Here is a 21,289-nt window from a genome sequence, read left to right on the forward strand (position 1 = left end):
CACGCCCTGGACGAGCTGCGGCACCAGGTCCGGGTGCGCGGCGGCCTCGTTCACCACCTCGACGTCCTCGTTTGGGAACGGCACACCGGACATCCGCGCGCACCAGGCGGTAGACCGCCTCACGCACCTCGCGCACTCGGGCCAGTTGCGCGGCGGTGGCGAGGCGCGGGTCGACCAGGAGGCCCGCGGCGACCAGCCACCGCGCGAAGGCCGCGCCGTCGGGGATCCGCTCGACGGGTTCGGCGTGCCGCCGACCGAGGGTGGCGACGAGGTTCAGGGACACCCGTCCGCCGTGCGGCGGGAACTCGGCAGACTCGCTCATGGTGCGGCACGCTACCGCGCCTCACCCCAGCAGCCGGGCTGTGCCGCGCCCCACCGCAGCACAGCCGGGCACGCGACTCACGCCAGCAGCCGGGCGCGGAGTTGGCGGGCCTGCTTGGGCATGTTCCAGCCGAGCACACCCACGGGCACACCGCCCCGACGATGCACCGTCACGAACCGACGCGCCTCGACATCCCCGTCCACCACCTCCATCTCACCGGCCGACACGCCGTGCCGGTGGATCCGGGCGTCGAACTGGTCGGTCCAGAAGAACGGCACGGGCGCGTACGCGCGCTCCACCCCCAGGATGTTGTCCGCCACCGCAGCCGCCTGGTCGGTGGCGTTGGTGCGGTTCTCCAGCCGGATCGGGCCGAGCCGGTCGTGGTGCCAGCGGGCGACGTCGCCGACCGCGTAGACCCCCTCGGCGGGCCGGCAGTGGGCGTCGCACACGATCCCGTTGTCCAGCACCAGACCGCTGTCATCCAATCACTGCCCGACAGTGGTGGCGGGCGCTGTGACTGACCAGAGTTCATGTCGGTCTTGGCGGCGTCCTGACGCGTTAGGGTTCCTCTGTGACGAGAGGTGAGGGTGTCAGTCTGGGCATGGTGGCCGCGCGTCGTCTGGCTGAGCTGGGTTGCTGCAAGATCGCGCCTGGGTTGACCGATGCGGAGTTCGCCGACATCGAGGGCGAATACGGTTTCGAGTTCGCCGACGATCATCGGGCGTTCCTCGCGGCGGGGTTGCCACTGAACAGCCCTTTCGAGCCGGAACCGGGGGTCAGCCATGCCTGGGAGAAGCCGTGGCCCGAGTGGCGTGACGGTGACCCTGAGGAGTTGCGTGAGCAGCTCAACTTTCCGGTTGAGGGCGTGTTGCGGGCGGTTGAGAGCAGCGGGCACTGGCGTCCGGCCTGGGGTGCGCGACCGGACACCCCTGAGGCTGCGGTGGCGGTGGCTCGACGGCTGCTGGCGGATGTGCCCAGGATGGTCCCGATCTATGCGCATCGGTTTCTGCCCGCAGGACGCGGCACGACCGGACACCCGGTCCTGTCCATGTGGGGAACGGACATCATCTACTACGGGGCTGACTTGGTCGACTACGTCAACCAAGAGTTCGAGGAACCTCGGCCCGAGCACCCGGACGACTGGTCGCCGCAGGCCACTGTGTCGTTCTGGCGCGACTACCTGTGACTGCGATACCGGTTTTGACGAAAGGCCGGACCGCGGCGTCCCTGTTGATGGTGTGATCGGTTCAGGCATCGCGGTGTCTCCGGCTCGGCATCGTGAGGACGTTGTTGGCCGTGGTGTCGTGGGTGAGTTCGGTGATGACAGCGCAGAGCGTTGTGATCTTGGCTTTGAGTTGTGCCGCGGTGGCTTCCAGCGTTTGGATGTGTGCGCGGGCGTCGGCCAACTGGTGTTGTAGGGCTTGGATGTCGGTGGTGGTGGGGCCGCCGTTGTGGGCCTTGGCCTTGAACTCGGCAACGAGGTCTGCATGGTGTTCGTAGACGCGGTGACGAGGTACGCCCGCTTCAGCAGCCAGTCTGGCGATGGTGAGACTGCCGTTGCTGCGATGCGGGGTGCCGACCAGCAGCCGTTCGGTGGCGTCGCGGATGAGTTGCTGCTCGGTGGCCAGCCTCGGTGTTGAACCAGGCGATGAAGGCGGGGATATCGTCGTTGATGCTGCCGGTGGTGCGGCAGCGAGAGGAGTCCAGCCACTCAGGTGAGCCCACTTGCCTGGCGGGAACAACCTGGTGCTGACCGACAGGTCTTCCAAGACGGCATGGCCTTGGTGCTGTGCTCGTTGATGACCCAGGGGACGGTGTTCGGCGATCGTTCCCGCCGGTCTGGGCCGGCCTAGAGTCGCTGTCCGGACATGAAGATCAGTCCGAGTTTCGGGTCGCGGGTCACGCAGCCGCGCAGCAGGTTTCGCGCTTCGCCGGTGCGGACGCCGGACAGATAGGCAACGACGAGGGAGCATGCGGTGGTGATGTGGCGGATTAGCGGCGCGATGCCGGTGACGTCGAGGGGCTGCTGCCGCCGGGAGCGGGTGTCGATCGTGGTGAACTGGGTGACGCGCAACAGGTCAGGCTCGACGTGCAGGCCGCTGTTGTCGAGCAACTGACAGAAGTGTCCTTTGTGGAGTAGTTCGCTGTCGATGTGTCCGGCGACGGCCGGCCCGGCCAGGTCGATATCGACACCGCCGGCCCGTCGCGCACACGCCGACAACCCTGACCGGATACCTGCGCAGGATGCGGGCGGTCACCGAGGAAGGCTTTCACGTCGTTCGGGAAGCGCTCGACGAGCAGGTCCAAGCCGCGCTGGCCCGCCGCCGCATGAGCGTCGAGCACGGCACGCCGGACACGGACAAGGTCGAGCTGGACACGGTTCTGGGCGTTCACGCTGCTGGTGCGGCTGACCGAGCCGGCCCGTCTGCGGCTCGGCACCGACCGGGCATCCGTCTATGACACCGGTCGCATCGACTCGGCCGGCAGGGCGGGTGCGGCTCGGCCTTCAGCACGGTCAACTCACCGGTGAACCCCTTGCGCCGCCACCGCGAGGTTGTCCGGGATCTCCAAGGCCCGGTGGTCGACGACCTCCATCGTCACGTTCGAACTCGGCACGATCTGCCCGATCCGGTATGTGCTCATCGCGCGTCCACCACCGGGTTGCGCAAGGTCCCGATGCCCTGCACCGAAGCCTCCACCACGTCCCCCGGCCACAGGAACTGCTGCGGCGTGAAGCTCGCGCCCACCCCCGCCGGCGACCCGGTCGCGATCACGTCACCGGGCTCCAGCGTCATGCCGGCGGTGATGTCCGCGATCAGCTCCGGGATCGTGAACAGCATGTACCGCGTGTTGGACTTCTGCTTCACCTCGCCGTTGACCCGCAACGACAGGTCCAGGTCGTGCGGGTCGGGCACGGCGTCCGCGGTCAGCACGGCCGGGCCGAAGGGCGCGTAGGAGTCCTGGCCCTTGGAGTAGAACCACTGCCCGGACCGCCGCTGGTCGCGCGCGCTGATGTCGTTGACGATGCTGTACCCGAACACGTGGTCCAGCGCGTCCGCCGCCGACACCCGCCGCGCGACGCGGCCGATCACCACCGCCAACTCGCACTCCCAGTCCAGCTGGGAGGTCAGCGACGCGTTGTGCAGGATCGGTTCCCCGGGACCGATGACGGCCGTGGCGGGCTTGCTGAACAGGACCGGGCGCTGGGGCAGTTCGCGCGCGGTGTCCAGGGCGCGGGCGGACTCGGCGACGTGCTCGGTGTAGTTCAGGCCGACGCCGACGATCTTGCCGGGCCGGAGCGGGGCGTGCAGGGTCACCGCGCTCAGCGGGAGGGTCGGGCCGTCGACCGGGGCGGTGACGTCGAGCACCGAGGAGAACCCGGTGGCGACCACGGTGTCGCCGCGCAGTTCCCCGACCCGGCGCGGTCCGCCGCCGGTCGAGTACGTGACCAGGAGCATTGTTCTCCTCTAGACCGGCTGGTGGCCGTCGTTGTCCGGGTAGGCCTCCTCGCGCCAGAACGCGAGCGACCGCATCACCGGGAAGTCGTTGAACGAGAACAGGCACGCGTCGTCGGAGTCGCTGCCGTTGGCGTGCTCGTGCCAGGCCCACGACGGCACGCAGAAGATGTCGCCCTGCGTCCAGTCGAACCGCCGGCCGGCGATGATCGAGTACCCGCTGCCCTTGGCCACGTTGTAGACCACGGACCCGGTGTGCCGGTGCGCCAGGGTCGCCTCGCCGGGGCGCAGCAACTGCATGTGGGCGCTCATGGTCGGCATGACCGAACCGCCGGTCAACGGGTTGCTGTACTCCATGATCACGCCGTCGTAGGGCGACCCGTCGATCGCCTTCGCCGCGTTGCGCAGCGCCTCGTAGGTCGGCTCCCACGGGTAGGCGAGCAGCGGCGAGTACGGCTTGGTCCACGTGTCGCCGAACCCGTAGGGGCGCAACTGGCCCGCGCCGTAGGTCAGCAGCGACCAGTTCTCCACCTTCCCCGGCTCCTGGTACACGTTCGGGTGGACTTCGTAGAAGTTCGCGTCGAACGCGTTGACCAGCGGGATGTCCAGGCCGTCCTGCCAGATGCAGGGACCCTCGGCGGACTCGTTGCCGTGCTCGTGCCACGTCCAGTTGGGCGTGATGGCGAAGTCGCCGGGACCGACCTTGAGCTTCTGCCCGTCCACGACGGTCCACGCGCCCTGCCCCTCGACCACGAACCGCAGGGCGGAGGCCTGGTGGCGGTGCGCGGTCATGGACTCGCCCGGCCCCATGACCTGGAGTCCGGTGTAGAGCAGGCCGACGGCGGCGGAGACGTCCCTGCGCTCGGGGTTGGTCAGCATCACCACGCGGCGGCCGGCGTCGTCGCCGGTGACCAGGTCGAGGGCGCGCAGGACCAGCGGGCGCAGGTCGGCGTAGCGCCACAGGGTCGGCACGGACTTGGGCCGCGGGTACCAGGGCTCGATGTCGTTGGCCACGGTCCACAACGCGCCCGCTTCGTGCGTCGCCAGCTCGCGATAGAAGGCTTTCAGCTCCTCGTTGTCGGTGACCCTGGCCCGCCCGAGGACGTCGTCGCTGAGCGTCATGGCAGCTCCTGTGTTGAATCGCGCCGCCTCCGGCGTCGCCGTAGTGCTCATTCTTGACGGTCGTCATGGAACCGCTATAGCGTCGGGCCTGTCAAGGGAGGGGTCCATGGCCGACGCGCCCGAGGTCACGATCGAGCGGGTGGTGGAGTGGCACGACACCGACGCCGCCGGCCACCAGCACCACTCAGCCGTGCTCCGCTGGGTAGAGGCGGCGGAAGCCGAACTACTGCGCGCACTCGGCCTGGACTGGCTGTTCGGCCGCACGCCCCGAGTCCGCCACGAAGTCGACTACCGCGCCCGACTGCGGTTCGGCGAGACCGTGCGGACCCGCCTGTGGGTCGCCTCGATCGGCCGGACCTCCCTGCGCTACGCCTTCGAAGTGCACGGTCCGGAAGGACTGGCAGCACGCGGCCAAGTCGTCATCGCCCATGCCGAGCCGGACTCCGAGCGAGCGACGCCGTGGCCGCAGGACGTGCGGGCCGCCCTGGGGCCGTCATGAAGGTCGCGGTGATCGGCGGCGGACCCGGTGGCCTGTACTTCGCCGCCCTGGCCAAGGAACGAGACCCCGCCCGCCGCATCACGGTCTGGGAGCGCAACGCCGCCGACGACACGTTCGGCTTCGGCGTGGTCTTCTCCGACGACACCCTCGACGGCATCGCCCGCGCCGACCCCGCCGTGTTCGCCGCCATGGAGGCCGAGTTCGCCCGCTGGAGCGACATCGACATCCACTACCGGGGCACCGTCCAGACCTCCGGCGGCCACGGGTTCGCCGCCATCTCCCGCAAGCGCCTCCTCGAAATCCTCCAGAAGCGCTGCGCCGACCTCGGCGTCGAGGTCCGCCACACCACCACCGCACCCCCGGCCGCCGTACTCGCCACGACGAACGACCTGGTGGTAGCCGCCGATGGCGTCAACTCCGCCACCCGCACCGCGCACGCCGACGTCTTCAAGCCCACCCTCGACGTCCGCCGCTGCCGGTACATGTGGCTGGCCACCGACCACGTCTTCGACGCCTTCACCTTCCTCGTCGCCGAGACCGACTTCGGCCCGATCCAAGTGCACGCCTACCCCTACAGCGCCGACCGCAGCACGTTCATCGTCGAGGTCCCCGAGGACACCTGGCGCCGCGCCGGGTTCGCCGACCGCGACCTCCCGCCCGGCGCGAGCGACGAGGACAGCGTGGCCCGCTGCGCCGACCTGCTCGGCTACCGGTTGCTCACCAACAACTCCCGTTGGCTGCGGTTCACCACCGTGCGCAACGAGACCTGGCGGCACGACAACGTCGTCCTGCTCGGCGACGCCGCGCATACCGCGCACTTCTCCATCGGCTCGGGCACCAAGCTCGCGATGGAGGACGCCGTCGCGCTCGCCGACTCCCTGCCCGACCTCGACCGCTACGAACGCGAGCGCCGGCCGGTCGTCGAGTCCACCCAGCGCGCCGCGCAGGCCAGCCTGGAGTGGTTCGAGCGCATCGGCCAGTCGGTCGGCCAGGAGCCCGAGCAGTTCGCGTTCAACCTGCTCACCCGCAGCCGCCGGGTCACCTACGACAACCTGCGCCGCCGCGACCCGGCCTACACCGCCGCCGCCGACGCCTGGTTCGCCCGCCACTGCGGCGGCCCCGACACCCGCCCGCCGCTGTTCCAGCCACTGCGGGTGCGCGGGGTCGAACTCGTGAACCGAGTCGTGGCCGCACCCATAGCCACCGACAGCGCCACGGACGGCATCCCCGGCGAGGCCGAACTGCTGCACCTGACCGGCAAAGCCCTCGGCGGCGCGGGTCTGGTGCTGACCGGCATGACCGCCGTCAGCCCGCACGGCCGCACCACACCCTCCTGCCCGGGCCTCTACACCGACGCGCAGGTCGAGGCGTGGCGGCGCATCACCGACACCGTCCACACCCACACCGACGCGCGGATCGGCGTCCAGCTCAACCACTCCGGCCGCCGGGGCTTGAGCACCGCCGGCCCCTCCCCCATCCCCTACGGCTCACTGCCCGTTCCCCGCGAACTGACGCCCGAGGACCTGGACGTGATCGCCGGACAGTTCGCCGAAGCCGCCCGGCGGGCCGCGGAAGCCGGGTTCGACGTGGTGGAAGTCCAAGCCGGTCACGGATTCCTGCTGTCCACGTTCCTGTCCCCGCTCACCAACCACCGCACGGACGCGTTCGGCGGGCCGCTCGCCCACCGCCTGCGGTTCCCGCTGGCCGTGCTGGACGCCGTGCGCGCGCAGTGGCAAGGCCCGCTGCTGGCCCGGATCTCCGCCGTCGACTGGGCACCCGGCGGAACCACGCTGGAGGACGCGGTCGAGATCGCCCGGGAGTTCGCCGCGCACGGGGTGGACGTGGTGGACGTGTCCAGCGGCGAGGTCGTGCCCGAGCAGCAACCCGCGTACGGGCGCAGCTACCAGACCCCGTTCGCCGAACGCATCCGCGCCGAGACCGGCGTCCGGACCCTCGCCGCGGGCGCGATCTCGACGTGGGACGACGCGGCCTCGATCATCGTGGCCGGTCGGGCGGACCTGGTCGGCATCGGCCGGGCGCACGTGCACGACCCGGCGTGGACCCTGCACGCCGCCGCCGCGCTCGGCTACACCGGACCGGGCGCGCGCTGGCCCCGCGTCTACGCCGCCGGCGAGGCCGCGCCCCGGTACGAACCCGAACGGTCCGCGAGGAGGGCGTGATGGACGAGTTCCCGAGGTTCACCGCGGCGGCCGTGCAGACCGCACCGGAGTACCTGGACGCGGCGAAGACCGTGCAGAAAGCGGTGTCGCTGATCCGCGAGGCCGCCGGGCACGGGGCGTCGCTGGTGGCGTTCCCCGAGGTGTTCGTGCCCGGCTACCCGTACTGGAACTGGACGATGAACCCGGTCGCCGGGTCGCCCTGGTACGAGCGGCTCTACCGGGCCGCGATCGACGTGCCCGGCCCGCACGTGGACACCCTGCGCGCCGCCGCCGCGGCCACCGGCACCACCGTCGTCATCGGCGTGAACGAACGCGGCAAGCACAGCCTGGGCGTCCTCTACAACACGGTCCTGGTCATCGGCCCGGACGGCGCGGTGCTGGGCGCGCACCGCAAGCTCGTCCCGACGTGGGCGGAGAAGCTGACCTGGACCGGCGGTGACGGCAGTTCCCTGCGGGTGCACCAGACTCCCGTGGGTCCGCTGGGGGTGCTGGCCTGCGGCGAGAACACCAACACCCTGGCCCGGTTCGCCCTGCTCGCACAAGGCGAGCTGGTCCACGTGGCGAACTACATCGCCCTGCCGGTCGCGCCGAAGGACTACGACATGGCGGAGGCGATCGCGATCCGCACCGCCGCGCACGCGTTCGAGGGCAAGGTCTTCTCGGTGGTGTCCTGCTCCACCATCTCCCCGACCATCGTCGACACCGTCGCCGGTGACGACCCGGTCGCGCGGGAGCTGCTGGCCCGGCCGCGCAGCGCGTTGTCCGGGATCTTCGGCCCGGACGGGCGGCCGGTGGTCGAGCCGTTGATCGACGACGAGGGGATCGTCTACGGCGAGGTCGACCTGGCCCGGTGCATCCAGCCCAAGCAGATGCACGACATCATCGGCCACTACAACCGGTTCGACGTGTTCTCCTTGCACGTCAACGGATCTGTGCAGCAGCCGCTGGCGCAGGGCCCGGTCGACGGTCAGCCGTTGACCGGGCCGTGGCAGGACTGAGCACGTCCGGCGGGGTCCCGTCCGCCGCCCACTCGCGCAGCCGGAAACGTTGCAGCTTCCCGGTGTCGGTGCGCGGCAGTTCGGTGACGAACTCGACCGCCCGCGGGTACTTGTAGGGCGCGATGGTGGCCTTGACGAAGTCCTGGAGGTCGGCCGCCGTCACCCCCTCGGCGATGACGAACGCCTTCACGATCCAGCCGCGCTCCTCGTCCGGCGCCGCGACCACACCGCAGTCCACCACGCTCGGGTGCCGGTTGAGGGCGGCCTCGACCTCGGGGCCGGCGATGTTGTAACCCGCGGAGATGATCATGTCGTCGTTGCGGGCCTGGTACCAGAAGTAGCCCTCGGCGTCGCGGACGTAGGTGTCGCCGGTGATGTTCCAGCCGTCGTGGACGTAGGCCGCCTGGCGGTCGTCGGCCAGGTAGCGGCAGCCCGTGGGGCCGCGCACGGCCAGCCGACCGGCCACGCCGTCGGGCACCGGCCGGCCCTCTTCGTCCAGCACGGCGGCTTCGAAGCCGGGCACCACCTTGCCGGTCGCGCCGGGGCGGACCTCCTCGTCGGCGGCGGAGATGAACACGTGCAGCATCTCGGTGGCGCCGATGCCGTCGATGATCCGGATACCGGTGGCGGCGTGGAAGTCCTCGGAGACCTGGGCGGGCAGCGCTTCGCCGGCGGACACGCAGCGGCGGACCCCGCGCAGCAGGTCGGCCTTCCCGGCGGCGAGGATCGCCCGGTAGACGGTCGGCGCGGTGAACAGGACGGTGACCCCGTTGGCGTGCGCGGTTTTTGCGAGTTCCACGGGGGTTTGGCGTTCCAGCAGCAGGGTGGCCGCGCCGGCGCGCAGCGGGAAGACCAGCAGGCCGCCGAGCCCGAAGGTGAAAGCCAGGGGCGGGGTGCCGGTGAACAGGTCGTCGGGGCGGGGCCGGACGGTGTGGGCGGAGAAGGTGTCGGCGATGGCCAGGACGTCGCGGTGGAAGTGCATGGTGGCCTTGGGGCGGCCGGTGGTGCCGGAGGTGAAGCCGAGCAGGACCACGTCGTCGGCGGCGGTGTCGACGGCCGCGTAGTCGGTCGGGGCGGCGGCGCAGAGCTTGTCCAGTTCTTCTTCGCCGACCACGGTCATGGTGTCCCGCAACGGTTCCAGCGCTTCGGTGAACCGGTCGTCGCACAGCGCCAGGAACGGCTTGGCGGTGTCGCGCACGGTGGCGAGTTCGCCGGTGCGTAACAGCGGCATGGTGGCCACCACGACCCCGCCGGCCTTGACCACGGCGAGCCAGCACACCGCCAGCCACGGTGTGTTGGGGCCGCGCAGCAGAACCCGGTTGCCGGGGATGAGGCCGAAGTGGTCGGTGAGGACGTTCGCGAGCCGGTTCACCCGGTCGCGGACCTCGCCGTAGGTCCAGCGCTTGCCACCGCCGAGCAGGCACGGGCGGTCCGGGCCGAACCTGGCGAGGGTCTGGTCGAGCAGGACTTCCGCGCAGTTGAGCCGTTCCGGGTGGTGGTCCAGCGGGCGCAGGTCGGGCCAGAGGTGCGCGGGCGGCAGGTTGTCCCGGCAGAAGGTGTCCCGGTGGGCGGAGGGTGAGAGCTGCATCGCGCTGCACCTCGCTTGGCCGCGGTGGCGGAAGGTCGGCACATCGTATGGCGGTCTCGTGACGGCAGTCAATGACACGACATGCCACGTGGCCGGGTTAAGGTGTGCGCGTGACGATGCTCGACCTGGACGAACCGGCCCTCGACTCCCCGTCGGGCCGGGCCACGCAGCCCCGGCAGCTGATCGTGACGCTGTACGGGCTGTACGCGCGGCCCAGCGGCGGGTGGCTCGCGGTGGGGTCGCTGGTGCGCCTGCTGGCCGAGTTGGGCGTGGACGAGCCCGCGGTCCGGTCGTCGGTGTCGCGGCTCAAGCGGCGCGGCATCCTGCGCCCGCACGCGGTGGACGGCATCGCCGGGTACGCGCTGACCGAGCAGGCGCAGGAGATCCTGCGCGAGGGCGACTACCGGATCTTCGAGCGGGTGCGGGCGTCGATGGCCGACGGGTGGCTGCTCGCGGTGTTCTCGGTGCCGGAGTCGGAGCGGCAGAAGCGGCACGTCCTGCGCACCCAGTTGACCAAGCTGGGGTTCGGCACCGCCGCGCCCGGGGTGTGGATCGCGCCCGCGCACGTCTACGAGGAGGTCGCCGAGCGGCTGACCCGGTTGGGGCTGCGCGACTACGTCAACCTGTTCCGGGCGGACTACCTGTCCGCGCTGCCGGACCTGGCGGACAAGGTGCGCCAGTGGTGGGACCTGGACGCGCTGGACCACCTGTACGAGGACTTCTGCGCCGCGTACGGGGGCGGCGAGCCCGGTGAGCCGTCCGAACGGGAGGCGTTCGTGGCCTACGTGCGCATCCTCACCGACTGGCGGCGGCTGCCCTACCTGGACCCGGGCCTGCCGCCGGAGGTGCTGCCGCGCAAGTGGAGCGGCACGCGCGCGGTGGAGCTGTTCGAGTCCGCCCGCGCCCGGCTGGAGGGTCCGGCGCGGCGGCACGCGATGCGGGTCATCTCACATCGGTGACATAGGCGTGGGCGTGCCGGCCGACGCGCAGCAGGTGGTCGCGGACCAGGGGCACGTGCGGGTTGGCCGACGCGCCGGGGCGCTGGACGAGGAAGCCGGTGTTGATCGGCGGGTCGTCCGGTTCGTGCAGCACCACCAGTTCGCCGGCCGCCAGCTCGCGCTCGCACAGGTAGCGCGGCAGCACGCTGAACCCGGTGCTGCCGACCACCGCCGCGAGCACCCCGCGCAGGTCGGGCACGGTGACCGCGGGGTGGCCGGTCAGCCGGCGGCCGAAGACGTGCCGCCAGTAGCGGCGCACGATCGGCAGGTCCTCGGCGTAGGCGACCAGGGGGACGCCGTTGAGCGCGGCCGGGTCGTCGACCGGGCCGACGCGGCGGGCCAGGTCCGGCCCGGCGACCAGCACGAACTCCTCGTCGGCCAGCGGGGCTGAAGCGAGGTTGCGGCCGCGCGGGCGGTGGGTGGCGACGACCAGGTCGTAGCGCCCCGTGGTCACGCCCTCCAGCAGTTGCTCGGTCTGGCCGGCCGTGATCCGCAGCCGGACACCCTGGTCGACCAGCGGGGCGAGGTGGGGCAGCACGCAGTGGGTGAGGAACTCGGCCGGTCCGGCGACGTGCACCGGATCGGCCTGACCGCCGTCGTCACCCGCGACCGCGGCCAGCGCGTCCAGCGGTTGGCCGACGCGGGCGGCGAGATCGTCGGCGGGCGGCGCGGGGACCACACCCCGCGCCTGCCGTTCGAACAGCTCCCGACCCAGTTGGCGTTCCAGCGCGCGGATCTGCGTGGTGACGGTGGGCTGGGACAGGCCCAGGAGGCGCGCCGCGGCGGTGAACGAGCCGGACCGGTAGACGGCCAGGAACGTCCGCAGCAGGTTCAGGTCCAACGACGAGCCATTGGTTTCACTATCCCTCACATGCACAAGGCTATTGGATGGCTATGGGTCTGCGCGGTTAACGTCGGTCCCGTCCCACTGCTCGAAACCCCAGGAAGACCGCCATGCCCTTCACCAGCCGCGAGTGGCGCCTCGCCGCTCGCCCCGTCGGCGAGCCCCAGCCCTCTGACTTCACCTTCGCCACCGCGACCGTGCCCGACCCGGGCCCCGGCCAGGTCGTCGTCCGCAACGACTACCTGTCGGTCGACCCGTACATGCGCGGCCGGATGAACGAGGGCGAGTCCTACATCCCGCCGTTCGTGCTGGGCGAGCCCATGACCGGGTCGGCCGTGGGCACCGTGGTGGCGTCCGAGGTGGCCGAACTGCCGATCGGCACCACCGTCACCCACTTCCTGGGCTGGCGCGAGCACGCGCTGCTCGGCGCCGGTGACGTGCAGGTCGTGGACACCGACCTGGCTCCCGCGACCGCGTACCTGGGTGTGCTGGGCACCACCGGCCTGACCGCGTGGGCCACGCTGAAGGAGGTCGCGCCGGTCCGCGAGGGCGACGTGGTGTTCGTCTCCGGCGCGGCGGGCGCGGTCGGCTCGGTCTCCGCCCGCCTGGCGCGCAAGCTCGGCGCGTCCAAGGTCATCGGCTCGGCCGGCGGACCTACCAAAGCGGCCCGGCTGACCGGTGACTTCGGCTACGACGTGGCGCTGGACTACCGGGCCGGCGACATCCACGGCCAGTTGGCGGCGGCGGCCCCCGAGGGCGTGGACGTCTACCTCGACAACGTGGGCGGCGACCACCTGGACGCGGCGCTGCGGGTGATGAACCGGTTCGGCCGGGTCGGCCTGGTCGGCGCGATCTCGATGTACAACGCGACCTCGCTGCCCGCCGGTCCGCCGCACCTGCCGCTGGCGATCGGCAAGCGCGTCACGTTGCGCGGCATGAACGTCAGCGACCACTACCACCTGGCGCCCGAGTACGTGCGGCAGGCGGCGGGGTGGCTGGCCGACGGGTCGCTGGTGACCGACGAGACCGTGGTGGACGGGATCGAGAACGCGGCGGAGGCGTTCCTGGCGATGATGCGCGGCGCGAACACCGGCAAGATGCTCGTCCGGGTCTGACGGGCGGTCTTCGCCGGGCGGGTGGATGCTTGTCGCGTGACCGGCTCGCGGACCCTGGGCCGAACCGACGTGCGGGTGCCGCCCATGGGCGTCGGCGCGATGGTGTGGGGCGACCCGACCTCCATGCCCCGCTGGAACCCGGCCCGCAACGCCTACGGCCCGACGAGCAGCCTGGCCGACCAACGGGCGGCCCTCGCCGTGTGTCTCAACGCCGGGGTGAACATGCTGGACACCGCCGCGATGTACGGGGCCGGGGCGTCGGAGCGGCGCGTCGGTGAGCTGACCGTCGGGGTGGACGTGCTGGTGGCCACCAAGTTCCCGGCGAGGTTCCTGGCCGGGGCGGGGAGTCTGCCGCGGACTCTGGAGGCGTCGCTGCGGCGGTTGCGGCGGGAGTCGGTCGACCTGTACCAGGTGCACTACCCGGTGCCGTGGATGTCGATCCCGAAGGTGATGGACCTGATGGCGGAGGCCGTGGCCGCCGGGAAGGTCCGGGCGGTCGGGGTCAGCAACTTCTCCGCCAAGCAGATGCGCGAGGCCCACGCCGCGTTGGCTCGGCACGGTCTGCCGTTGGCGTCCAACCAGGTGCAGTACTCCCTGCTGCACCGGGCGCCGGAGACCAACGGGGTGTTGGAGGCGTGCCGGGAGTTGGGCGTGACCTTGATCGCTTACATGCCGTTGGCGTCGGGTGCGTTGACCGGCAAGTACTCGTCCACCAACCGCCCCGCTGGCTGGCGCCAGTACCGCGCCCCGTTCCGGTCGAAGGACATGCCCCGGCTTGAGCGGGTGAACGCGGTGCAGCGGCAGTTGGCCGAGCGGTATGGGCGGACGCCGAGCCAGATCGCGCTGCGGTGGGTGTTGCAGCAGCCGGACGTGCTGCCGATCCCGGGCGCGAAGAACGCCCGCCAGGCCACGGAGAACGTGAGCGCGCTGTCGTTCGAACTGACCCAGTCCGACCTGGCCGCCCTGTCGGCCGCGACCGACTGAACCTCGCGCTGTTCGGCGATCCTGACCAACGCGCCGCGGCGACGACTCAGCGGTGCCCGACGACGCGCTGAAGCCGCCGTAGCCCACCGGCGTGCCCAGCCGGACCGCGATCCCGGCGCAACACGCCCGACCGCGCGGCCGACGTCGCCGCGATCCTCGAACGCCTCGGACGACGCCGCGCCGCCGCGCTCGCCGCCCGAGTGGCCGGGCACCACATACCGCCTGTTGGACGCTCGCGTATTTCCCGGCGGCGGAACCGCGCGAGCGTCCAACAAGCTGGAACGTGGGTCCGGGCGGGTGCTGCGGGTGGCCGCCGCGCACGGGCACCGGCGGTTGGTGCTGGGGGCTGGGGGTGCGGGGTGTTCGGCGACGAGCCGGCCGTGGTGGCGCGGGCGTTCGCGGCGGCGTCGCGGGGCGGTGGTGGGTTCTTCGAGCACGTGGTGTTCGCGGTGTTCGACCGGCAGGTCGGGCGGCCGGTGTTCGGGGCGTTCGCCGAGGTCTTCGGGCGTTCGCGGAGGTGGTCGGCGAGGTGAGCAAGAACGAGGGGTAGGAGGGCAGCTTCGAAGTAGTCGCCGCGGGCGGTCGGCAAGGACTCTTGGGCGGACCGATCAACCGACCGCAGTGAGGTGAAGTCCGTGGCGCACGCCCAGCCCGTCGCCCCCGTCGACCGCCACGCCGGATCAGGGCGGTTGATCTTCGGCAGTGCCGTCGCCGGTGTGCTGCTGGCGATCCTGTGGTCCTACGAGTTCGTCGACCACGTGATCGGGGCGAACGTCGCCAACACCCTGCTCGGCGAAGACGCCGCCACCACCTCCCTCGCCGGCACGGCCGCCGGCCTGGTGTTCGCCTTCGTCTCCGGGCTCGCGGGCACGTTCACCGCGTGCAACATCGCCATGGCCGCCTCGGTCGGCCCGATGAGCCAGGCCGGCGCGACCTCCCTGTGGCGGCCCTTCGGGCACTTCACCCTCGGCATGGTCGGGGTCTCGGCGGTCTACGGGGCGGTCGGGGTGCTGATCGGGACCGGGTTGCCGCAGTTGTCGTCGGCGACCGTCGGGACGATGCCGGTGCGGCTGGTGCAGTCGGCGGTGGTGTTCGGCGTCGTCGGGTTGGCGTTGACCTACATCGGGTTGGCGACGCTCGGCGTGGTGCGCGACGTGTTCCGCGGCCGGCCCGTGGCGCGCGTCGTGGTGCTCGGGGCGCTGGTGGGCGCGTTCCTGATCGGCCGGCCGTACCCGATGTTCATCAAGCTGTTCCGCTCCGCGGTGGAGTCGGGCAACCCGCTCTACGGGGCCGGGACGTTCGTGCTCCAGTCGCTGGGCAACATCGTGCTCGTCGCGATCCTGTTCGCCGTCCTGTCGCTGGTCACCCGGGGGCGGTTCCTCGCGGCGGTGGCCCGCAACCCGCGGCGCACGACCGCGGTCAGCGCGGCGCTGCTCATCGCCCTCGGCGTGTTCCTGCTCGTGTACTGGGACGTCCGGGTGCCGTCGATCTTCGGCATCGGCTGGTTCCCGACCATGCCTTACAACTGAGAACAGAAGGAGCTGATCGTGTCCGCGACGACTATCGCTGCCCCCACGACCGCGAGGTCGGACTCCCCCGTCCGGATCGGGGTGTTCGCCGGCCTGGCCGGCGGCCTCGTGTTCGGCCTGCTGATGGCCGGCGTGGGCACACTGCCGCTGGTCGGCATGCTGATCGGCGTCGACAACGCCTTCGTCGGCTTCCTCGTGCACATGGTGATCTCGGCGATCGCCGGCGCCCTGTTCGGGCTGCTGACCCGCAACGTCGCCGACAAGATGGTGCCCGTCTACGCCATCAGCGCCGTGTACGGCGTGGTGTGGTGGCTGCTGGGCGCGCTGATCATCATGCCGCTGTGGCTGAGCGTCACCGCGAACTCGGCGATGAGCGAGATGGTGTTCGTCGTCGGCAACGACCAGTGGGTGAGCCTGTTCGGCCACGTCTTCTTCGGCTGGGTGACCGGCGCGACCCTGCTCATCCTGCGCGGCCACGCCCGCTGAAGCACCGACCCACGCGCCCGGTCCCTGCCGAAAGGGACCGGGCGCGTCTAGGGCTCCAAGCGCACGCAACAGTGGCCCGGCGACGGGTCCAATCGCGCGCGGAGATCCGCTCCCAGACCGGACACCAGGCCCTCCAACAGGCACAGGTTCGCCCCGCACACCAGTTCGGTGTGCCGCTGCGCGAGGCTGTGGAACGGGCAGTTGCCCAGCACGACCGAATCACCCTCGGCCCGCGGCTCGAACCCCAGGCCCTCCAGTGCGGCCACCGGGTCGCCGCCCGATCTTCCCAGGCCACGGCCCAGTTCGCGGGCGCGGCGGTGCAGCACGGCGCGCGGCGGCTCGCCCGTGGTGTCCGACTCGGCGACGGCGTCGGCCAGCAGCGCGCCGATGAGCTCGTAGCGGTTCTCCGGCAGGGACACCGCGATCGGGTGCGGCGCGCGGCGGTAGAGCTTCGCCGGGCGGCCCGCGCCGGGGCCGGTGCGGCCGGTGCGGCGCTCGTGGACGGCCTCCAGCAGGCCCTCGTCGACCAGCCGGTCCAGGTGGAACGCGACGGTCGTGCGGGGCGCGCCCACGGCCGCGGCGGCCTCGTCCCGGCCGACCGGTCCTGGCCGGCGGACGACGTAGTCGTACAGCCTGCGGCGGGTCGGCTCGTCGAGCGCGGCGACGGCCGCCACCGGGTCGTGCGGGATCTCCACCATTCTAAAACCAACTTCTGTTGACGAAATCGGTCGCGGACTTCTAACGTTAGCTCACGTTGTCGTTAGAAGGAGGGACGATGGGCATGTCGCAACCCCGGTTGCAGGTCCTCCACGGTCGCGGCGGCGTCGACCTGGAGGCCGCGCGGCGGGCGGTCGCCGACCTGCTGGTCGCCCTGGGCAAGGACCCCGACTCCGAGCACCTGGCCGACACGCCCCGCCGCGTCGCGCACGCCTACGCCGAACTGCTCACCCCGCGCGAGTTCAACCTCACGACCTTCCCCAACGACGAGGGCTACGACGAACTCGTCCTGGCCCGCGCGATCCCCGTGCAGTCGCTGTGCGAGCACCACATGCTGCCGTTCCAGGGCATCGCGCACGTCGGGTACCTGCCCGGCGAACGCATCCTGGGGCTGTCCAAGCCGGCCCGGGTGGTGGAGTTGTTCGCGCGCGACCTCCAGGTGCAGGAACGGCTGACCCAGCAGGTCGCCGACTGGTTGCAGGACCACCTCGCGCCGCGCGGCGTGGGTGTCGTCGTCGAGGCCGAGCACCTGTGCATGTCCCTGCGCGGGGTGCGGGCTGCGGGCTCCCGAACCGTCACCTCCGCCCTGCACGGCGTGCTGCGCGACGACGCCCGCTCCCGGCAGGAGTTCTTCGCCCTCGCGGGCATCGGGTCCTGACCCCGTTCAGCGCCGGGACAGGTCGGGGCCGGGGTTCGACGCGGACTCGGTCTCGTTGCCGTGGCGCGGCATCCGGCAGTCCATTGTGGACCGGATGCGGTCGGCGGGTGGCCGGGCCGTGGTGCGGTCGGGCGCGGGGGGACCGTGGTGTGGCTGGAGTGGCCCGGTGCGTGAACAGGTCCACGAGGTGACCGTGGAGCGGTTGCTGAGGGGTGTGCGCTGGGCGATCGTGGTGATCACGGCCGTGTCCCTGCTCGGGTTCGCGTTACCGGTGCTGGTCGCGGGCGGTGAGGCCTACCGGTCGCTGCCCCGGCAAGTCGCCGCTTTCGCTTTGCTGCTGGTGGTTCTGGTGTTCGGGACGCGTCCCCGGGGGCCGGCGCGGTGGGTGTTGCCGGCGTTGGTCCTCGTGGCGTCGGGTCTGGCGTTGACCGGAATGCACGACCGGTTCGTGGTGTCGGAGGAGGAGTGGTCCTTCGGCGTGATCGGCTGGTTCGGCGTGCTCCTGCTGCTCGACCTCGGGCCCCGCGCCACCTGCGCGTTCCTCGCGCTCCACGTCGCGGGCAGCTTCGCCTACACCGCGTGGGTCGGCCAGGACACCGGCGACCTCGCCGTGGTGGCCGTGCTGGTCCTGGGCTACCAGCTGCCCGTCGTCGCCGCGGCGGCCGTGGTGGACCGGGTGGCCGCCGACGCCGCGCGCGCCGCCCGGCGCGAGGCCGCGACCCGGACCGCTTCGTCGGTGGCCGAACGGCTCCACGAGGACCGCAAGGCCCGTTACGACGCGCTGCTGCCCACGGTCGTGCCGCTGCTGACCGACCTGACCGAGGGACGTGCGGACCTCACCGACGACCGGGTCCGCGCCCGGTACGCGGTGGAGGCGGCCCGGATGCGGCGGCTGTTCGCCGAGCAGGACGACGTGCCGGACCCGCTGGTGCACGAGTTGCGGGCGTGCGTGGACGTGGCCGAGCGGCGGGGTGTCGCGGTGCACCTGGACACCCTGGGCGAGCGCCCCACCCCGCCGGTAGTGGTGCGGCGCGAGTTGGTGGACGCGGACCGGCCTGTTGGCGACTGCGCGGTCGCGGGCCAGGGTGACTGTGCTGGGTACGGGGTCGGCGGTGACGGTGAGCGTGGTCGCCGACGGCACGCCGCCTTTGGTCCGGAAGGGCGCGGTGGCGGTGTCGAGCGTGGTGGAGGGGGAACGGGTGTGGGTGGAGGCGACGTGGCCGGCGTAGTGGTGGTGGACGACCACCCGGCGATCGTGGCGGGCATCCAGGCGTGGTGCGCGGCGGCGTCCCCGCCGGTGCGGGTGCTGGACGTCGGTGCGACCCCGGCGGTGGCGGGGACCGGTCCGGGCGCGGACGCCGACGTGGTCGTGCTGGACCTGCACCTGGGCGGCCAGGCCCCCGCGTACGCAGACCTGCGGCGGTTGGTCGTTCGACCGTCACGCCGGTAGACCGGTTCGCTCTAAGTTCCTTCCCCGACAGGCAGTTTTAAGGGGGAAGCATGAAACTGGTGATCGCGCGGGTCGCCGTGGGAGTGGCGATGGCGCTGACCGTGGGGACGGGGTGGGCGTCGGCGTCTCCTTCGCCTTCCGAGGAGGTCTCGGCGGCCGTCCTGCCGACGTGCACGCACAAGTGGGACTACCAGCCGGCGACCGCGAACCGGTCCAAGAAGTGCGTTCCGGGGCGCGGCAACTACGGCAACGGCGTGCTGGCACTCCAGCAGTCGCTGAAGTACTGCTACGGCAAGAACATCGCCCTGGACCGCGACTTCGGCCCCGCCACCCGCACGGCGTTGATCCAGGTCCAGCGCGCCGTGGGCGCTACGGCTGATGGCGTCTACGGCCCGGAGACCAACCGCAAGATGAAGTGGCTCGCGGCCACCGGGTGCCGCCACGACCACGTCCGGCGACTGACCGGATCATGTCAGGCCCCGGTCCGCCTGAGGGGTGGCGGACCAGGGCTTTCTCTTGCGGGCTTGCCGCTTGCCAAAAACGAACGTTCGTGCTGAACTTGGTGCGTGAGCAAGGGCGAGGCAACCAGGCAGGCCGTGCTGGAACGCGCCGCCGCCACCGCCAGCCGCATCGGCCTGGCCGGGCTGACCATCGGGTCACTGGCCGACGACACCGGCATGTCCAAGAGCGGCCTGTTCGCCCACTTCCGCTCCAAGGAACTGCTGCAAGCCCAGGTCCTCGCCCACGCCCGGCAACTCTTCATCGACCAGGTGGTCCGCCCCGCCCTGTCCGCACCGCGCGGCGAAACCCGGGTGCGGACCCTGTTCGAGCACTGGCTGGCCAGCACCAAGGACCGCAGCTCCGCGTGCCTCTTCGTCTCCGCCTCGGCCGAGTACGACGACCAGCCAGGCCCGATCCGCGACCAGCTGGTGCGCGACCACCTCGACTTCGCCGACTCGGTGGCGCAGATGTTCCGCACGGGGATCAGCGAGGGCGACTTCCGCCGGGACGCCGACCCCGAGCAGTTCGCCCACGACATCCACGGCGTGATGCTGGCGTTCTTCCACGCCAGCCGCCTCCTCGACGACGAGGCCGCCGAAGCCCGAACCCGTCACGCCTTCGAAAAGCTGCTCGCCGACGCACGAGCCTGACACCCTGGGGAACCCATGCCCACTTCACGCCGCCGGCAAAAAAGCACGACCGTTCGTGCTAAGCTCATTCGCACCACCTTCGGCACCCTGGAACGTATCGCTCCGACCGTGGGCGGACGCCTGGCTCTCCGCATCTGGTGCACCCCTCGCCACGCCCGCCCCTCCTCCGCCCCACACCCCGGTACTCGCCACTCAGTACCGGTCCGCGGAAGCACCGTAGTCGCCGAAACCCGGGGCAACGGCCCACTCATCTACCTGGCCCACGGCTGGGGCGGCCACCGCACCCAACTAGCAGCCTTCATCGACCCGCTAGTGCAGTCCGGCTACCAGGTAGTCACCTTCGACGCCCTGAGCCACGGCGACTCCGCCCCCGGCACCCTGGGCCCCAAGCGAGCCACCCTCCCCGAGTTCTCCGACGCCCTAACCGCGGTTGTCACCCACTTCGGCCCCGCCCACAGCATCGTCGCCCATTCCATGGGCGCCACCGCCACCGCACTGGCGGTCCTGGACGGCCTCCCCGCCACCCGCCTCGCCTTCATCTCCCCCATGGCCGACCCCCTGTCCCAAACCCACCTGTTCGCCGACTTCCTGGGCTTCGGCCCCCGAACCCACAAGGCCTTCCTCACCCGCCTGGAACACATCGCAGGCCGCCCCATGTCCTCCTTCAACATCCCCACCCGCACCGCGAACCGCGACCTACCACCCCTCCTGGTCGTCCACGACACCAAGGACACCCAAGTCCCCCACCCCAACGGCGAAGCCCTCACCGCCGCCTGGCCCAACGCAACTCTCATCACCACCACCGGCCTGGGCCACCACCGCATCCTCACCAATGCGGAAGTCCTCCACGAAGTCACCTCCTTCGTAATCGCCGAAAAAGCCTTTGCACACCCTTCGAACACCTGACATGCTTCACCCACACCACGAACCGGGGAGCACTGAAATGACGGTCACCACGATCCGGGCAACGCGCCGACGCGCACCCCGTCGTCGTGCCGTCCAGCGCCGACAGCAGCGCCAACGAGCGGTCTCCCCACCTCGCTAGAGGTCTTTCACCGGGAGCCGCCCCCGTCGGAACACCGACCCGGGCGGCTTTCTCTTTCCCACCCTTTTTCGGCAATACCCCCATAGCTCAACGGAAAGAGTGCGGCGCTACGAACGCCGAGATCCAGGTTCGATTCCTGGTGGGGGTG

24 protein-coding genes, 1 tRNA gene and 2 pseudogenes are annotated in these 21,289 nt (G+C 71.2%); 17 read left to right on the forward strand and 10 right to left on the reverse strand.

Features of this window, described 5'->3' with window-relative positions:
• Positions 1–22 precede the first annotated feature (22 nt).
• Positions 23–322: pseudogene (locus tag RIN75_RS43990) on the reverse strand (ABATE domain-containing protein); the annotation flags it as partial.
• A gap of 77 nt (positions 323–399) precedes the next feature.
• Positions 400–807 (reverse strand): annotated as a pseudogene (locus RIN75_RS07815) (oxidoreductase C-terminal domain-containing protein); the annotation flags it as partial.
• An 86-nt stretch (positions 808–893) separates the two neighbouring features.
• Here RIN75_RS07815 and RIN75_RS07820 point away from each other — a divergent pair.
• Complete coding sequence (locus RIN75_RS07820) at positions 894–1,508, forward strand: hypothetical protein (RefSeq protein WP_309111121.1); 615 nt, start codon at positions 894–896, stop codon at positions 1,506–1,508.
• Positions 1,509–1,569: 61 nt separating this feature from the next.
• Here the strand turns inward: RIN75_RS07820 and RIN75_RS07825 are convergent, their stop codons facing one another.
• Together RIN75_RS07825 and RIN75_RS07830 are read right to left on the reverse strand one after the other, a co-directional pair.
• Entirely contained in the window at positions 1,570–2,091 is a 522-nt protein-coding gene (locus tag RIN75_RS07825; protein WP_309111122.1) for a hypothetical protein, read from the reverse strand.
• 80 nt (positions 2,092–2,171) lie between these two features.
• Complete coding sequence (locus RIN75_RS07830; RefSeq protein WP_309111123.1) at positions 2,172–2,435, reverse strand: hypothetical protein; 264 nt, start codon at positions 2,433–2,435, stop codon at positions 2,172–2,174.
• Positions 2,436–2,566: 131 nt separating this feature from the next.
• On the opposite strand from RIN75_RS07830, the gene RIN75_RS07835 reads away from it, so the two are divergent.
• Complete coding sequence (locus RIN75_RS07835) at positions 2,567–2,782, forward strand: hypothetical protein (RefSeq protein ID WP_309111124.1); 216 nt, start codon at positions 2,567–2,569, stop codon at positions 2,780–2,782.
• 60 nt (positions 2,783–2,842) lie between these two features.
• On the opposite strand, the gene RIN75_RS07840 is transcribed toward RIN75_RS07835, so the two are convergent.
• Genes RIN75_RS07840 through RIN75_RS07850 form a run of 3 tightly spaced genes read right to left on the reverse strand, consistent with a single transcriptional unit; the run spans position 2,843 to position 4,899 of the window.
• A complete protein-coding gene (locus tag RIN75_RS07840; RefSeq protein ID WP_309111125.1) occupies positions 2,843–2,965 on the reverse strand; it encodes a hypothetical protein in 123 nt (40 codons plus the stop codon).
• Positions 2,962–3,780, reverse strand: coding sequence for a fumarylacetoacetate hydrolase family protein (locus RIN75_RS07845; protein WP_309111126.1), 819 nt, complete (start codon positions 3,778–3,780; stop codon positions 2,962–2,964). The genes RIN75_RS07840 and RIN75_RS07845 overlap by 4 nt, the downstream gene beginning before the upstream one ends.
• Before the next feature lie 9 nt (positions 3,781–3,789).
• Positions 3,790–4,899: a cupin domain-containing protein gene (locus RIN75_RS07850; protein ID WP_309111127.1), complete on the reverse strand. Its 1,110-nt coding sequence runs from the start codon at positions 4,897–4,899 to the stop codon at positions 3,790–3,792.
• Positions 4,900–5,005: 106 nt separating this feature from the next.
• Here RIN75_RS07850 and RIN75_RS07855 point away from each other — a divergent pair, with 106 nt between their 5' ends.
• The 3 genes from RIN75_RS07855 to RIN75_RS07865 are packed head-to-tail and all read left to right on the forward strand — an operon-like array spanning position 5,006 to position 8,576.
• Positions 5,006–5,398, forward strand: a complete 393-nt coding sequence (locus tag RIN75_RS07855; RefSeq protein WP_309111128.1) for a thioesterase family protein — start codon at positions 5,006–5,008, stop codon at positions 5,396–5,398.
• The gene (locus RIN75_RS07860; RefSeq protein WP_309111129.1) at positions 5,395–7,578 is read left to right on the forward strand and encodes an FAD-dependent monooxygenase; all 2,184 of its coding nucleotides are present in this window, start codon (positions 5,395–5,397) and stop codon (positions 7,576–7,578) included. Before RIN75_RS07855 ends, RIN75_RS07860 begins: the two co-directional genes overlap by 4 nt.
• Positions 7,578–8,576 carry a carbon-nitrogen hydrolase family protein gene (locus tag RIN75_RS07865; protein WP_309111130.1) on the forward strand — a complete coding sequence of 333 codons (999 nt, stop codon included), beginning with the start codon at positions 7,578–7,580 and terminating at the stop codon, positions 8,574–8,576. The genes RIN75_RS07860 and RIN75_RS07865 overlap by 1 nt, the downstream gene beginning before the upstream one ends.
• Here the strand turns inward: RIN75_RS07865 and RIN75_RS07870 are convergent.
• Entirely contained in the window at positions 8,500–10,164 is a 1,665-nt protein-coding gene (locus RIN75_RS07870) for an AMP-binding protein (RefSeq protein WP_309111131.1), read from the reverse strand. The genes RIN75_RS07865 and RIN75_RS07870 overlap by 77 nt on opposite strands.
• 116 nt (positions 10,165–10,280) lie before the next feature.
• On the opposite strand from RIN75_RS07870, the gene RIN75_RS07875 reads away from it, so the two are divergent.
• Positions 10,281–11,123: a PaaX family transcriptional regulator C-terminal domain-containing protein gene (locus RIN75_RS07875; RefSeq protein WP_309111202.1), complete on the forward strand. Its 843-nt coding sequence runs from the start codon at positions 10,281–10,283 to the stop codon at positions 11,121–11,123.
• Here RIN75_RS07875 and RIN75_RS07880 read toward each other — a convergent pair.
• On the reverse strand, positions 11,107–12,033 hold the full coding sequence (locus RIN75_RS07880; protein ID WP_309111132.1) for a LysR family transcriptional regulator: 927 nt from the start codon (positions 12,031–12,033) through the stop codon (positions 11,107–11,109). The genes RIN75_RS07875 and RIN75_RS07880 overlap by 17 nt on opposite strands.
• Before the next feature lie 83 nt (positions 12,034–12,116).
• Between RIN75_RS07880 and RIN75_RS07885 the strand changes: the two genes are divergently transcribed.
• From RIN75_RS07885 to RIN75_RS07905, 5 genes are all read left to right on the forward strand, one after another.
• Positions 12,117–13,121, forward strand: coding sequence for an NADP-dependent oxidoreductase (locus RIN75_RS07885; RefSeq protein WP_309111133.1), 1,005 nt, complete (start codon positions 12,117–12,119; stop codon positions 13,119–13,121).
• A gap of 36 nt (positions 13,122–13,157) precedes the next feature.
• A complete protein-coding gene (locus RIN75_RS07890; protein ID WP_309111134.1) occupies positions 13,158–14,105 on the forward strand; it encodes an aldo/keto reductase in 948 nt (315 codons plus the stop codon).
• 359 nt (positions 14,106–14,464) lie between these two features.
• On the forward strand, positions 14,465–14,638 hold the full coding sequence (locus tag RIN75_RS07895; RefSeq protein ID WP_309111135.1) for a hypothetical protein: 174 nt from the start codon (positions 14,465–14,467) through the stop codon (positions 14,636–14,638).
• A 102-nt stretch (positions 14,639–14,740) separates the two neighbouring features.
• Entirely contained in the window at positions 14,741–15,634 is an 894-nt protein-coding gene (locus tag RIN75_RS07900; protein WP_309111136.1) for a hypothetical protein, read from the forward strand.
• Between the two features lie 18 nt (positions 15,635–15,652).
• A complete protein-coding gene (locus RIN75_RS07905; RefSeq protein ID WP_309111137.1) occupies positions 15,653–16,120 on the forward strand; it encodes a hypothetical protein in 468 nt (155 codons plus the stop codon).
• A 47-nt stretch (positions 16,121–16,167) separates the two neighbouring features.
• Here the strand turns inward: RIN75_RS07905 and RIN75_RS07910 are convergent, their stop codons facing one another.
• A complete protein-coding gene (locus tag RIN75_RS07910; RefSeq protein ID WP_309111138.1) occupies positions 16,168–16,818 on the reverse strand; it encodes a helix-turn-helix domain-containing protein in 651 nt (216 codons plus the stop codon).
• Between the two features lie 83 nt (positions 16,819–16,901).
• On the opposite strand from RIN75_RS07910, the gene folE reads away from it, so the two are divergent.
• The 6 genes from folE to RIN75_RS07940 all read left to right on the forward strand — a co-directional run bounded on the left by folE (position 16,902) and on the right by RIN75_RS07940 (position 21,289).
• Complete coding sequence (gene folE / locus RIN75_RS07915) at positions 16,902–17,495, forward strand: GTP cyclohydrolase I FolE (RefSeq protein WP_309111203.1); 594 nt, start codon at positions 16,902–16,904, stop codon at positions 17,493–17,495.
• A 166-nt stretch (positions 17,496–17,661) separates the two neighbouring features.
• Positions 17,662–18,945: a hypothetical protein gene (locus RIN75_RS07920; RefSeq protein ID WP_309111139.1), complete on the forward strand. Its 1,284-nt coding sequence runs from the start codon at positions 17,662–17,664 to the stop codon at positions 18,943–18,945.
• Between the two features lie 50 nt (positions 18,946–18,995).
• Positions 18,996–19,502, forward strand: a complete 507-nt coding sequence (locus tag RIN75_RS07925; protein WP_309111140.1) for a peptidoglycan-binding domain-containing protein — start codon at positions 18,996–18,998, stop codon at positions 19,500–19,502.
• 9 nt (positions 19,503–19,511) lie between these two features.
• On the forward strand, positions 19,512–20,096 hold the full coding sequence (locus RIN75_RS07930) for a TetR/AcrR family transcriptional regulator (RefSeq protein ID WP_309111141.1): 585 nt from the start codon (positions 19,512–19,514) through the stop codon (positions 20,094–20,096).
• A 15-nt stretch (positions 20,097–20,111) separates the two neighbouring features.
• Entirely contained in the window at positions 20,112–21,002 is an 891-nt protein-coding gene (locus RIN75_RS07935; protein ID WP_309111142.1) for an alpha/beta fold hydrolase, read from the forward strand.
• Positions 21,003–21,217: 215 nt separating this feature from the next.
• Positions 21,218–21,289: transfer RNA gene (locus tag RIN75_RS07940), tRNA-Arg, on the forward strand.

Source organism: Saccharothrix sp. (genome assembly GCF_031180885.1).
Taxonomy (GTDB): Bacteria; Actinomycetota; Actinomycetes; order Mycobacteriales; family Pseudonocardiaceae; genus Actinosynnema.

What these genes read in the sequence shown, in the direction of transcription:
- folE (WP_309111203.1), top strand. Translation starts at nt 16,902, where the DNA reads ATGTCGCAACCCCGGTTGCAGGTCCTCCACGGTCGCGGCGGCGTCGAC.
- RIN75_RS07885 (WP_309111133.1), top strand. Translation starts at nt 12,117, where the DNA reads ATGCCCTTCACCAGCCGCGAGTGGCGCCTCGCCGCTCGCCCCGTCGGC.
- RIN75_RS07935 (WP_309111142.1), top strand. Translation starts at nt 20,112, where the DNA reads ATGCCCACTTCACGCCGCCGGCAAAAAAGCACGACCGTTCGTGCTAAG.
- RIN75_RS07855 (WP_309111128.1), top strand. Translation starts at nt 5,006, where the DNA reads ATGGCCGACGCGCCCGAGGTCACGATCGAGCGGGTGGTGGAGTGGCAC.
- RIN75_RS07865 (WP_309111130.1), top strand. Translation starts at nt 7,578, where the DNA reads ATGGACGAGTTCCCGAGGTTCACCGCGGCGGCCGTGCAGACCGCACCG.
- RIN75_RS07870 (WP_309111131.1), bottom strand. Translation starts at nt 10,164, where the DNA reads ATGCAGCTCTCACCCTCCGCCCACCGGGACACCTTCTGCCGGGACAAC.
- RIN75_RS07850 (WP_309111127.1), bottom strand. Translation starts at nt 4,899, where the DNA reads ATGACGCTCAGCGACGACGTCCTCGGGCGGGCCAGGGTCACCGACAAC.
- RIN75_RS07910 (WP_309111138.1), bottom strand. Translation starts at nt 16,818, where the DNA reads ATGGTGGAGATCCCGCACGACCCGGTGGCGGCCGTCGCCGCGCTCGAC.
- RIN75_RS07845 (WP_309111126.1), bottom strand. Translation starts at nt 3,780, where the DNA reads ATGCTCCTGGTCACGTACTCGACCGGCGGCGGACCGCGCCGGGTCGGG.
- RIN75_RS07925 (WP_309111140.1), top strand. Translation starts at nt 18,996, where the DNA reads ATGAAACTGGTGATCGCGCGGGTCGCCGTGGGAGTGGCGATGGCGCTG.
- RIN75_RS07860 (WP_309111129.1), top strand. Translation starts at nt 5,395, where the DNA reads ATGAAGGTCGCGGTGATCGGCGGCGGACCCGGTGGCCTGTACTTCGCC.
- RIN75_RS07835 (WP_309111124.1), top strand. Translation starts at nt 2,567, where the DNA reads ATGCGGGCGGTCACCGAGGAAGGCTTTCACGTCGTTCGGGAAGCGCTC.
- RIN75_RS07840 (WP_309111125.1), bottom strand. Translation starts at nt 2,965, where the DNA reads ATGAGCACATACCGGATCGGGCAGATCGTGCCGAGTTCGAACGTGACG.
- RIN75_RS07875 (WP_309111202.1), top strand. Translation starts at nt 10,281, where the DNA reads ATGCTCGACCTGGACGAACCGGCCCTCGACTCCCCGTCGGGCCGGGCC.